Source organism: Corallococcus sp. CA047B (assembly GCF_003612065.1).
Taxonomy (GTDB): domain Bacteria; phylum Myxococcota; class Myxococcia; order Myxococcales; family Myxococcaceae; genus Corallococcus; species Corallococcus praedator.
Genome location: NZ_RAWD01000313.1, coordinates 1 through 11076 on the forward strand (window position 1 = coordinate 1; position 11076 = coordinate 11076).

An 11076-nucleotide genomic window follows, 5' to 3' on the forward strand; every position below is an offset into this window, starting at 1 on the left:
CTATGAGCCTGTCCCTCGCCCTGGCCACGGCCGCGAGCAGCGCGGCCGTGGCCAGGGCGAGGGACAGGCTCATAGTTCGTGCACGGGGAAACGGGCGCCCACGTCGGGCCAGCAGAGGGCCTCGCGCTTGCGGACGTCCTGGGGGGCGAGCTTCGCGAGCAGCTCCCGCACCGTCACGCCCAGCACCGGGTGCCGGGCCCAGGGGGCCAGCTCCGACAGGGGTTCCAGTGCGAAGCGGCGCTTGTGCAGCTCCAGGTGGGGCACCTGGAGGTTGGCGTCCGCGACGACGCAGCGCTCCTCCTCGTCCCACAGGAGGATGTCCAGGTCGATGGTGCGCGGCCCCCAGTGCTGGAGGCGGCGGCGGCCCAGGTCCTGTTCAATCCGCTGCAGGATGCACAGCAGGCGCTGCGGGGACAGCTCGCACTCCAGCGCCACCACGGCGTTCAGGAAGCGGGGCTGCGCGGGGCCCACCGGGGCGCTGTCGTACAGCGACGAGCAGCCCAGCACCGCCACCGCGTCGATGCAGGACATCGCGGAGAGGGCGGCCACGAGGTGGGCCTCGCGGTCGCCCTCATTGGAACCCAGACCTACATAGACGGTCGCACTCAAGGCTCCATCTCAACCGGGTTCACCAGGGTTCCGATTCCCTCCAGCTCCACCTCCACCGTGTCCCCCGCCACCAGCACGCCCACCCCGGACGGGGTGCCCGTGCTCACCAGGTCGCCCGGCAGCAGCGTCATGATGTGGGAGATAAAGGACACCAGGCGGGCGGGGCTGAACACCATGTCGGACGTCCGGCCATCCTGGCGTACCTGTCCGTTCACCCGGCACACCACCCGCAGGTCCGCCGGGGACAGGCCCGTCACGGCCCAGGGGCCCGCGCAGGCGAAGGTGTCGTAGCCCTTGGCGCGGGTGTGCTGGATTTCCTTGCGCTGGATGTCGCGCGCGGTGACGTCGTTGAAGGCGGTGAGGCCCCAGATGGCGCGCGCGGCGGTGGCCTCGTCGGCGTTCTTCACGCGCTCACCGATGAGCAGCGCCAGCTCCGCCTCGTGGTGCACCTCCTGGCTCGCCTTGGGGATGCGGATGGGCGAAAGCGGGCCGTTGAGCGCGGTGGAGGGCTTGGTGAAGATGAGCGGTTCGGTGGGGACGGGCTTGCCCATCTCCTCCGCGTGCTTGCGGTAGTTCTGCCCGATGCAGACGACCTTCGACGCATCCGACGGAACGAGCAGCGTCAGGCCCTTGAGCGACCGGCGCAGCCCCGTCTCCTTGCCTCCGGCCCACGGCGCGGCGGTGAGCACCACCACCTCGGTGCCGTCGACGCGGCCATGGCTGGCGCGGCCATCCACCTGGAAGCGGCAGTAACGGGCGGTCATGTCTTCCCCTGGAGTCCGAGCACGTCGGCCATGTCATAGAGCCCCGGCGCACGGCGCGCCACCCACCGCGCGGCCCTCAGCGCCCCTTGCGCGAACTGGTCCCGGTTCGTCGCCCGGTGGGTGAGCTCGATGCGCTCGCCCTCTCCGAAGAAGTACACGGTGTGCTCGCCCACCACGTCTCCGCCGCGCAGCGCCTGCACGCCAATCTCACCCGGGGGGCGGGCGCCCGTCTGCCCGTCGCGCACGAACGTGAGGTCATCGCGCGTGCGCCCCAGCGCCTCCGCGAGCACCTCCGCCAGCTTCAGCGCGGTGCCGCTGGGCGCGTCCTTCTTCATCCGGTGGTGCGCCTCCAGCACCTCCACGTCGAACGAGGGCCCCAGCACGCGCGCCAGCTCCGCCGCCACGCCGATGATCAGATTGACGCCCACGGACATGTTGGGCGCCGCGACGATGGGCACCTTGCGCGCGAGCACCCGGAGCGCCGCGCTGTCGTCCTCCGTGAAGCCCGTGGAGCCCACCACCAGCGGCACGCCGCGCTCGGCGCACGTCTTCGCGTGCGCGAGGCTCGCCTGGGGGCCGGTGAAGTCCACGACGACGTCCGCCTTGGAGAACTCCAGCGCGCGGTCCAGGTCGTCCATGAGCAGCACGTCCAGCGCCGCGCCCAGCCGGGCAGCGAGCCCCGCGTCCTGCCCCGCCACCGGGCTGCCCGGGCGCACCGTGGCGCCCACCACCTGGAGGTCCTTCGCGTCGCGCGCCAGGCGCAGCAGCGTGCTGCCCATGCGGCCGGTGCTGCCGGTGATGACGGTGCGGATCATGGCGCGTGTGCTCCAGCGACGACGGGGGGACGGCGTGGGGGACGCTTTTCAGCCCTTCAACAAGCCCAGGTGCGCGAGCGCGTCCTTCAGCTTCGCCGCGTTCGCCTCGCCCATGGGGACCAGCGGCAGGCGCACCTCCGGGCCGAACATCCCCATCAGGTGCAGCGCCCACTTCACCGGGATGGGGTTTGATTCGACGAAGAGCAGCCGGTGCAGCGCGTTCATCCGCACCTGGAGCGCTCGCGCCTTCGCGATGTCGCCGCCGCGCGCCGCCGCCACCAGGTCCGCCATCATCCGGGGCGCCACGTTGGAGGACACGGAGATGACGCCCTGGCCACCACACGCGATGAAGGGCAGCACCGTGAAGTCGTCGCCGGACAGGAGCGTGAGCCGGTCGCCGCACAGCTCCACCAGGTCCACCGCGCGCGCCAGGTTGCCGGTGGCCTCCTTGAGCGCCACGACCTCCGGGATGTCGCACAGCTTGAGCGCCGTCTCCGGCAGCAGGTCCACGCCCGTGCGGCCCGGCACGTTGTAGGCGATGAGCGGGAAGCCCGGGTGCGCCTTCGCGATGGCGCGGTAGTGCTCCACGAGCCCCGCCTGCGTGGGCTTGTTGTAGTAGGGCGTGACGATGAGCGCGCCGTCCGCGCCCACCTCGCGCGCGCGGCGCACGGAGTCCACGGTCTCTCGCGTGCTGTTGCTGCCCGCGCCCGCCACCACCGGCACGCGGCCCTTCACCTCGTCCACCACCACGGCGATGGCGCGCGCGCGCTCATCCGAATCCAGGGTGACGGCCTCGCCCGTGGTGCCCATGGGCAGCAGCACGCTCGTGCCGCCTTCAAGCTGGGCGCGGACCAGGGCCCGGAAGGCCCCCTCGTCCAGCGCCCCGTTCAGGAACGGAGTGGCCAGCGCCGTCATGGAGCCTTGGAAGGTCTTCATGTCGGCGCTTATACGTTCAGGCCCGCTCGCCGCGCCAGAGGTCCTCGACTCGCTCGCGCTCGCGCACGACGCGCCACGCCTCCCCGTCCACCAGCACCTCGGCCGGCCGGGGCCGCGAGTTGTAGGTAGAAGCCATGCTCATCCCGTAGGCCCCCGCGCTCATGAAGGCGTACAGGTCGTCCTGGCGGGGCAGCACCAGGGCGCGCGCCTTCGCCAGCACGTCGGTGGACTCACACACCGGCCCCACGACGTCCACCTGCACGTCCCTGCCCCGGCGCTTCACCAGGGGCAGGAATTCATGGTGCGCTTCGTAGAGGGCCGGGCGGATGAGGTCGTTCATCCCCGCGTCCACCACCACGAAGGTGCGCACCTCGGTGGGCTTGCGGTACAGCACGCGGGTGAGCAGCACGCCCGCGTTGCCCACGAGCGAGCGGCCCGGCTCCAAGAGCAGCGTGGCCCCGGTGGGCTTCACCGCGGCCAGCACCGTGCGCGCGTACTCCTGGGGGCTGGGGGGCGTCTCGTCCGAATAGGTGATGCCCAGGCCGCCGCCCACGTCCAGGTACTCCAGCGCGTGGCCCTTGGCCTTGAGCGTGACGTAGAGGTCCGCCACCTTGGTGAGCGCGGCGCGCATGGGCGCCGTGCGCGTGAGCTGCGAGCCGATGTGGCAGTCCAGCCCCAGCGCCCGCACGCCCTTCATCTTCTTCGCCTTCGCGTAGAGGGCGACCGCCTCCTCGAAGGGCACGCCGAACTTGGACGTCTTCAGGCCGGTGGCGATGTAGCGGTGCGTGCGGGCATCCACGTCCGGGTTCACCCGCAGCGCGAACGGCGCGCGGTGGCCCGCCCTGCGCCCCACCGCATCCAGCGCCTCCAGTTCCTCCGCGCTCTCCACGTTGAAGAGCCGGATGCCGGAGACGAGGGCCTGGGCCATCTCCTCCGGCGTCTTGCCCACGCCGGCGAACACCGTCTTGCCCGCGTCACCGCCCGCCTGCTTCACGCGGGCCAGCTCTCCGCCAGACACGATGTCGAAGCCACTGCCCAGCGCGGTGAAGAGCTTCAGGATGGCCAGGTTGGAGTTGGCCTTCACCGAATAGCAGATGAGGTGCGGGTGGCCGGCGAACGCCTCCGTCACCTCGCGGAAGCGCTCCGTGAGGGCCTGGGCGGAATAGACGTAGGTGGGCGTGCCCACCGCGTCCGCGATGGCCGACAGGGGCACCCCTTCCGCGTGCAGCGAGCCCTTGCGATACGCGAAGGCCGTCACTGGGGAAGCCCGGCGTCCGTGTTGGACGGCGGCACCGGACGGGGGGCGTGGGGATTGCCCTTGATGCCACACGCCACCAGTCCCAGCGTCAGGACGGCGGCGACACACCACCGGGGAAGGAGTCCGCGCATGGCTAGAACTTGATGGCCAGCGTGCCGCGGATGGCGTGCGCGGTGTTGAGTTCCTGCGCGGTCAGGTTCAGGTCCTTCAGGCCCGCGAGCGGGAAGAGGATGCCGTAGTCGATGCCCGCCACGAACCCGTCCTCCGTCACGTAGCGCGCGCCGATGTCCGCCTCGAAGCCCAGGCCCTTGTTGATGGAGGAGGGCGTGGACTCCGCGTAGAACGCCTGCGAGTAGATGACGCTGCCGAAGACGTCGAAGCCCTCCGCGATGGAGTACTTGAGGCCCGGCTTCACGTAGAACGCATCCGTGACGCCGTTGAGGATGGAGCGCCACAGGATGAGGTCCACGCGGTAGTCGCGGTTGAAGCGGAAGTTGCGGATGGCGTTGTCGCTGCAGCCGCCGGTGTCGCAGCGGTACTGCCGGCCTTCCACGTCGCCCGCCGCGGTGTTGCCGTCCGTGCCGGTCCCCTGGCGGCCCGGGTAGTTGCCGAAGCCCGGCGCCTTGTCACCGGACGCGAAGCCCGCTTCCACGCCCAGGTGCAGCTTGTTCTCGATGACGTGGAACTCCGTCTGGAGCACGCCGCCGAACTGCGCGATGCGCAGCGACTGGGAGGCGGGGTCCGCGGTCGTCAGCGCGCGGCCGTCGATGGTGCCCAGCTGCGCGGCGAACTCCGCTTCGATGCGGAACTTCTTCTCCGCGTACTTGAACCACAGGTCCGGCACGTACATCGTCCCGCCGCGCGGCAGGAACGTGGGGGTGCTGACGTTGACCACCGGGTCCGGGTTGATGGGGACGCCGCTCGTGTCGCCCAGGGTCGCGTACCGCTGCGTGCGGTAGGTGAAGTACAGGCCGTAGTTGAGCACGCCCTGGTTGTTGTCCAGCTTGGCGCGCTCCTGCTGCTCGGTGTCGCGCCGCGCGATGGCCAGCACCAGGCTGTGGCTGTCGTCGGACTGGGTGAGGTCCACCGGCTCGCCCAGGGAGTTGGAGCGCTCGGAGGTGAGCCCCTCGGAGTTGAAGTCCAGCATCGGCGTCACGTACCAGCCGGCGAACGGCTCGGTGACGAACTGGATGCGGTCCACCGTGTCGCCGTAGTCGCAGTCCAGGCAGTTGCCGTCGTTGCGCAGCATGCCCACGCCCCAGTGGCTGCCCATGCGGCCAAAGCGCAGGATGCCCACCGGCGTCGTCACTTCACCGTACGCGCGGCGGACCTGGACGGAGTCCTTGAACGCGTTGATGGCGGAGTTGCCCGGGGTCTGGTTCTCCGAGAAGAGCGTGAAGTTGTTGCGCCCGTCACCGCTGTAGGCGCTGTCCGGGTTGGAGCCCAGGAGGATGTTGTCCAGGGCGTCCACCTGCACCTTGACCCGCACGTCCTCGGAGACGTTGAAGGACGGGTCCAGGCGGAAGCGCATGTTGGCGCCGGCCTGGGTCTGTTCGGTGGGGGAGCGCGGCGAGCGCGTCCACAGCTGGCGGCCCAGGGGCGTGCCGGACGGCAGCGCGGGCTTGCCCAGGTCGAACTTGTAGAAGAGCGTGGGGCGCACGCGCAGGTAGCCGTCGAGCGTGAACAGCTCCAGCTTGCGCTTCTCCTCCGTCCACTCCTCCTGCCAGTCGTTGTTGGCCACGGCCTGGGTGGCCGTCTGCGCGCGGATGTCCTCGCGCAGCTCCTGGCGGGTGGCCTCCAGCCGCTGCTCCAGTTCCTCGCGGCTGACAGCGCCGTCGGTGGAGGCAGCGGGCGCGGCGGCGGCCGGGGCCGCGGGGGCGGGAGCAGGCGATTCGGCCGGGGCCGACTCCTGGGGTGCCGCGGCGGGCGAGCCACCATCAGGCACCGGCGTCTGCGCGGTGGCCGTGGACGAGGCGACGAGCAGCGCCGCCAGCAGGACGTGAGGCATGGTCAACGGTCTCCGGGGCCACGACATGACGCGGCCGGGTGTAAAGGGCGGGCGATTCAAGCCATGCCCCCCAGGGGTGTCAACGTCTACGGGAGCGGGGCTTCGCTCCGTCAACGACCCGTGAGGGCTTCTTCGGCGGCTTTCCCGGAGGGGCGGGGGCCTTGGGGAGCGGCTGACATTTCGGACAGAAATGCGTGGTGCGCCCACCCTGGGTGAAGGACTCCACGGTCGTTGCGCACTTCGAGCACGGCCCCTTCGCCCGCCCGTAGACGTGGAAGCGGTTCACGGAACCCGGCTCTTCCAGGTACACGATGTCCTCGCCCTCCTGCTCCTTGAAGGCGAAGTCGAACGCAGCGTGGACCCCTTCGGCCAGCCGCTGCCACTCCGGGGGCGTGAGCGACGCGGGCTTGCGCGCCGGGTGCACGCCCGCGCGGAAGAGCGCCTCCGCCGCGTGGATGTTGCCCAGGCCCGCGATCCGGCCCTGGTCCATCAGCGCCACCTTCAAATCCTGCTTCGAGTCCCCCACCGCCTCCTGGAGCTGGGGGCCGGTGAGGCCTTCGGTCAGCGGATCCCTGCCCAGGGCCTTCACGGAGGCCAGCTCCCACAGCCCCTGGGCCGGCACGGGCTCCATCCGGCCGAAGAGGCGGGGATCACTGAAGTGGACGACGTGGCCGTCCTCCAGGTGAAAGCGGGCGCGGCTGTAGGGCACGGGCTCGCCCTCCTTGCGGCACACGAACTTCCCGGTCATCCCCAGGTGGGCCATCAGGCCCCGGCCGCCCTCCAGGGTGAGCAGGAGGTATTTTCCCTTACGCTCCAGGGCCTTCACCTGGCCGGTGAGCTTCGCGAAGTGCGCCAGCTCCGCGCCCCGGAAGATGCGGGTGGCGTCCGCTTCCGCGCGCACGATGCGGTGGCCCTTGAACCAGCGCACGAGGTTGCGCCGGGCGATCTCCACTTCCGGTAGCTCAGGCATCCACCGGGGCACATAGCACCGGTTCCCCTTCCCCGCGCATTTCCCATGCGCCGGGGCCCGGGTGCCCTCCCAGCAGCCCTCTTTCCTCCGGTGAAAACGGGGCCGGGAAGGGGCTTGCCCGGGGCGAGTCAGCGTGACTACGAGGGGCGGGACACGCCACCACCTCGTTAGCGAAGGGACGACTCGCCCATGCATCGGATGGCCACCGCAATCCTGACCCTTACCCTGGCCTCGGGCCTCACCACCGGCTGCGCGAAGCAGCGCGTCGGCGCGGAGAAGGCGATCGCCAAGGCGTTCATCTCCGACGAACAGGAGAACCAGCTGGGCCTCCAGGTGAAGAAGGAGCTGGAGACGAAGGAGAACATCCAATACGTGGAGGACCCCGAAGTGCTGCAGTACGTGCGCGGCATCTCCGCCCCCATCCTGGCGCAGGCCAACAAGGACCGCTCCGGGGTGAAGTGGAAGGTCAACGTCATCAACGACCCGAAGACGGTCAACGCCTTCGCCACGCCGGGCGGCTTCCTCTACGTCTACACGGGCCTGCTGCTCGCGGCGGACACCGAGGCGGAGCTGGCGGGCGTGATGGCGCACGAGGCGGGCCACGTGGTGGGCCGGCACTCGGCGCGCGCGATGGTGAACGCGTACGGCCTGCAGACCATCACCCAGGTGGCGCTGGGCCAGAACCCGGGCACCGCCGCGCAGATCGCCGCGCAGCTGGCGGGCGGCGGGCTGCAGCTGGCGCACGGGCGCAGCGAGGAGACGGAGGCCGACGAGTACGGCGCCAGGTACTCCGCCGCGGCCGGCTTTGATCCGAACGGCCTCATCGCCTTCTTCGAGAAGCTCCAGCAGATGCAGGGCACCCAGCCCTCGGTGCTCAAGTGGCTGTCCACGCACCCCACCAACGCGGACCGCATCGCGCACCTGCGGAAGATCATCGCGCAGCAGGGCCTCAAGGGCGGCCGCAACGACGCGGGCGGCCTGACGGCCATCAAGGCGAAGCTGCCCAAGTAGTCGTCTGCTTCGGAGTGCCCCGCCCGGGCCTTTTCAGTGCACGGGCGGGTTGTCGCCTTCGTCCGGCACGAAGCCGGGAGGCTCCGGGTCCTTGCCCTCGGCCACCCGGCGCCTTCTTCGGAACAGGGCCAGCCGCGTCTTCCGGGCGCTGTTGGCGCTCTTCGCGGCGCCGGGCGTCTTGAGCGGAGGCTCCAGGGGCGCGGGCTGACCGAAGTCGCGCGCGCCCTTGGCCTTCCCCTTCACGGAGGCGTGTTCGAGGATGGCATTGAGCTCCCCTCCGAGGATGAAGATGAGCCCGGAGAGGTAGAGCCACAGCAGCAGCACCACCACGCCACCGATGGAGCCGTAGGTGACGTCGTACTTGCCGAAGTGCTCCACGTACTGGGTGAAGCCCCAGGTGCTGCCCAGCCACGCCAGCGTGCCGAACACGGAGCCCGGGGTGATGTACTTGAAGCGCTGCTTCACGTCCGGCAGCAGGTAGTAGCAGAGCGACAGCATCAGCATCACCAGCCCCGCGGTGAACGGCCAGCGCAGCCAGGACCAGACGATGTGGAACTCGTCGATGAGCGCCAGCTTGTCCGCGGCCCACGCGCCCACGCGCCCCCCCAGGAGCAGGATGGCGAAGGACAGGGGGATGAGCAGCGTGCCCGCCAGCGTCACCGTCAGCGCCAGGGCCTGCGTCTTCCAGTAGGGCCGGGACTCCGGCACGTCGTACGCCATGTTGAGCGCCTTGCGCAGCGCATCCACGCCGCGCGAGGCCGACCACAGCGCGACGAGCAGACCCACCGTGAGCAGCTTGGGGCGCGTCTCGCCGACGATGGACGTCAGGTGCTGGCTCACCACGCCCAGCGCGTCCCCGGGCACGAGCGGACGGATGCGGTCCATCATCGCGTCCACGGCGCCGGGCGCGAACGGCAGGTACGCCACCAGCGTGACGAGGAAGAACAGGAACGGGAACAGGGAGAAGATGAAGTAGTAGGACAGCTGCGCCGCCACGTCGGTGACGGCGTCCTCTTCAATCTCCTTCCAGAAGCGCCGACCGAACTCCCTCCACGTCAGGTACTTGAGCCGTGGCAGCCCCATGTGACTCCCCCTCCGGGTCTGTTGGGGAGCCAATGTGCGAACGGTCCGGGCATTCGGCAGCAGCCAGCCAGCCGAGCGCTCGCGACGGGGACCCGGCAGTGTCGGTTGCTAGACGACGCCGGACGGCAGGTAGCGGCCCAGGAGGGGGCGCAGGCGGGAGCGCACCTCGGCGGGGATGCGCGAGCGGTCGGTGAAGATGGCCAGCGCGAGCGCGCTGTCGCAGCGGCACTGGGACGCGGTGCCGGCGATGCGGGGCAGCGCGCGGCGCAACAGGGCGGCCCCGTGGGCGGTGACGGCGTCCAGGCGCTGGGCGAGCTGGGGCAGGAGGGCTTCGGGTTCCTGTCCCACGGGCTGGGGACGCCAGGAGTCGTGGTCTGTGGGCAGCGCGATGAGGGCGTAGTGCAGCTCCGCCTCACGGGCGAGCCGCGCCTCCGGCATCGCGGTGAGACCCACGAGGTCGCAGCCCCAGGTGCGGTAGAGCTGGCTCTCCGCCTGGGTGCTGAGCGAGGGACCTTCGATGCACACGTAGGTGCCGGTGGGGTGCACCACGGTGTCGCCGTGGCGCGCGGCGTCGGTGAGCGTCTGGCGCAGGGTGGAGCAGAAGGGCTGGGCCAGCTCCACGTGCACGGCGACGTCGTCGTAGAAGGTGCAGGGGCGGCGATAGGTCCGGTCGATGACCTGATCCGGCAGGGCCAGGTGGAGCGGCTGGATGTGTTCGCGCAGGCTGCCCACGGTGCCGGTGGCGAGGACGTGGGTGACGCCCAGGACCTTCAGGGCGAAGAGGTTGGCGCGGTAGGGGGAGCGGGTGGCGTTGTGGACGTGGCCCTGGCCGTGGCGGGAGACGAAGACGACGGGGACGCCGTCCAGCTCCGTGGCGATGAACGGCGAGCTGTGCGGACCGAAGGGCGTCTCGATGGTGAGGGGTTCGCCCCGGCCCTGGAGCCCCAGGGCCTGGTAGAGGGCCTGGCCCCCGATGATGCCCACCTTGACCGCCGGCATGCGTCTCCCCTCGCCCGGGCGCCGGGCGTGGGCCTGACGATATCGCGGGGCCCTCCCCCGGGAAGCGCTGAAGACTGGTAGCTTTCACATTTGCCATGCGTCTTCTTCCGCGCCTCGTCGCCCTCGCCTTCCTGCTTGGTACCCCTGCCCTGGCCGCCCCCATCCCGCCGGGATGCGAGGAGGACGCCATCGCGTGCAAGGAGGACTGCACCATCGAGTACGGCGGCAACGGCGCCGCCATCCGCAAGCTGACGCGCTGTTTCGAGGGCTGCACGACCCAGCGCTCCCAGTGCGCCCGGAAGTTCAACGCGGTGAACGGCCGCGCCCCGGATGCGCCGGAGGCCGCGCCCGAGCGCCGGCAGGGCAAGACGGAGGCCGCCAAGCTGCGGGAGATTGAAGAGAAGGACCGCAAGCGCGACGAGGATCCGTTCGGCGACGACGACAAGCCCGTGCGCGAGCGTCCCGCGCGCGACGCCTACGACGACCCGCCGGAGCCGCCCCCGGAGCGCAAGGGCTACCGCGCGTCGGACGAGCCGGAGAAGAAGCCCGCGAAGGGCAACCCCCGGCCGCCCGCGGTGGTTCCGGCCCGCGCGGCCGAACCCGCGCCCGCGCGCACGCCGCCC

Annotated in this window: 11 protein-coding genes and 1 pseudogene; 2 read left to right on the forward strand and 10 right to left on the reverse strand. The window is 70.7% G+C overall.

Annotation, left to right across the window (positions count from 1 at the left end; genetic code table 11):
• Positions 1-69: 69 nt before the first annotated feature.
• The 8 genes from folK to mutM all read right to left on the reverse strand — a co-directional run bounded on the left by folK (position 70) and on the right by mutM (position 7360).
• Entirely contained in the window at positions 70-609 is a 540-nt protein-coding gene (gene folK / locus D7X74_RS33530) for a 2-amino-4-hydroxy-6-hydroxymethyldihydropteridine diphosphokinase (RefSeq protein WP_120537078.1), read from the reverse strand.
• Positions 606-1373 carry a fumarylacetoacetate hydrolase family protein gene (locus D7X74_RS33535; protein ID WP_120537079.1) on the reverse strand — a complete coding sequence of 256 codons (768 nt, stop codon included), beginning with the start codon at positions 1371-1373 and terminating at the stop codon, positions 606-608. Before D7X74_RS33535 ends, folK begins: the two co-directional genes overlap by 4 nt.
• A complete protein-coding gene (dapB, locus tag D7X74_RS33540) occupies positions 1370-2188 on the reverse strand; it encodes a 4-hydroxy-tetrahydrodipicolinate reductase (protein ID WP_120537080.1) in 819 nt (272 codons plus the stop codon). The genes D7X74_RS33535 and dapB overlap by 4 nt, the downstream gene beginning before the upstream one ends.
• A 48-nt stretch (positions 2189-2236) precedes the next feature.
• Complete coding sequence (gene dapA / locus D7X74_RS33545; protein ID WP_120537081.1) at positions 2237-3124, reverse strand: 4-hydroxy-tetrahydrodipicolinate synthase; 888 nt, start codon at positions 3122-3124, stop codon at positions 2237-2239.
• Positions 3125-3140: 16 nt separating this feature from the next.
• The gene (gene lysA, locus D7X74_RS33550) at positions 3141-4382 is read right to left on the reverse strand and encodes a diaminopimelate decarboxylase (RefSeq protein WP_120537082.1); all 1242 of its coding nucleotides are present in this window, start codon (positions 4380-4382) and stop codon (positions 3141-3143) included.
• Positions 4379-4513 (reverse strand): lipoprotein, encoded by a 135-nt coding sequence (locus D7X74_RS44545; protein ID WP_233595923.1) that lies wholly within the window; start codon positions 4511-4513, stop codon positions 4379-4381. Before D7X74_RS44545 ends, lysA begins: the two co-directional genes overlap by 4 nt.
• Before the next feature lie 2 nt (positions 4514-4515).
• Positions 4516-6390: a TIGR04551 family protein gene (locus tag D7X74_RS33555; RefSeq protein WP_233595922.1), complete on the reverse strand. Its 1875-nt coding sequence runs from the start codon at positions 6388-6390 to the stop codon at positions 4516-4518.
• Positions 6391-6469: 79 nt separating this feature from the next.
• The gene (mutM, locus tag D7X74_RS33560; RefSeq protein WP_120537084.1) at positions 6470-7360 is read right to left on the reverse strand and encodes a bifunctional DNA-formamidopyrimidine glycosylase/DNA-(apurinic or apyrimidinic site) lyase; all 891 of its coding nucleotides are present in this window, start codon (positions 7358-7360) and stop codon (positions 6470-6472) included.
• A gap of 189 nt (positions 7361-7549) precedes the next feature.
• On the opposite strand from mutM, the gene D7X74_RS33565 reads away from it, so the two are divergent.
• The gene (locus D7X74_RS33565; RefSeq protein WP_120537085.1) at positions 7550-8371 is read left to right on the forward strand and encodes a M48 family metallopeptidase; all 822 of its coding nucleotides are present in this window, start codon (positions 7550-7552) and stop codon (positions 8369-8371) included.
• A 33-nt stretch (positions 8372-8404) separates the two neighbouring features.
• Here D7X74_RS33565 and D7X74_RS33570 read toward each other — a convergent pair whose 3' ends face one another.
• Together D7X74_RS33570 and D7X74_RS33575 are read right to left on the reverse strand one after the other, a co-directional pair.
• Entirely contained in the window at positions 8405-9454 is a 1050-nt protein-coding gene (locus D7X74_RS33570; protein WP_120537086.1) for a YihY/virulence factor BrkB family protein, read from the reverse strand.
• A gap of 108 nt (positions 9455-9562) precedes the next feature.
• Positions 9563-10453, reverse strand: coding sequence for an MTAP family purine nucleoside phosphorylase (locus tag D7X74_RS33575; RefSeq protein WP_120537087.1), 891 nt, complete (start codon positions 10451-10453; stop codon positions 9563-9565).
• Between the two features lie 95 nt (positions 10454-10548).
• Here D7X74_RS33575 and D7X74_RS43755 point away from each other — a divergent pair.
• Positions 10549-11076 (forward strand): annotated as a pseudogene (locus tag D7X74_RS43755) (hypothetical protein); the annotation flags it as partial.

Excerpts from the sequence above, each read along its gene's own strand:
- D7X74_RS33575 (WP_120537087.1), bottom strand. The coding sequence starts at position 10,453 with ATGCCGGCGGTCAAGGTGGGCATCATCGGGGGCCAGGCCCTCTACCAG.
- D7X74_RS33565 (WP_120537085.1), top strand. The coding sequence starts at position 7,550 with ATGCATCGGATGGCCACCGCAATCCTGACCCTTACCCTGGCCTCGGGC.
- D7X74_RS44545 (WP_233595923.1), bottom strand. The coding sequence starts at position 4,513 with ATGCGCGGACTCCTTCCCCGGTGGTGTGTCGCCGCCGTCCTGACGCTG.
- dapB (WP_120537080.1), bottom strand. The coding sequence starts at position 2,188 with ATGATCCGCACCGTCATCACCGGCAGCACCGGCCGCATGGGCAGCACG.
- dapA (WP_120537081.1), bottom strand. The coding sequence starts at position 3,124 with ATGAAGACCTTCCAAGGCTCCATGACGGCGCTGGCCACTCCGTTCCTG.
- D7X74_RS33570 (WP_120537086.1), bottom strand. The coding sequence starts at position 9,454 with ATGGGGCTGCCACGGCTCAAGTACCTGACGTGGAGGGAGTTCGGTCGG.
- mutM (WP_120537084.1), bottom strand. The coding sequence starts at position 7,360 with ATGCCTGAGCTACCGGAAGTGGAGATCGCCCGGCGCAACCTCGTGCGC.
- D7X74_RS33535 (WP_120537079.1), bottom strand. The coding sequence starts at position 1,373 with ATGACCGCCCGTTACTGCCGCTTCCAGGTGGATGGCCGCGCCAGCCAT.
- D7X74_RS33555 (WP_233595922.1), bottom strand. The coding sequence starts at position 6,390 with ATGCCTCACGTCCTGCTGGCGGCGCTGCTCGTCGCCTCGTCCACGGCC.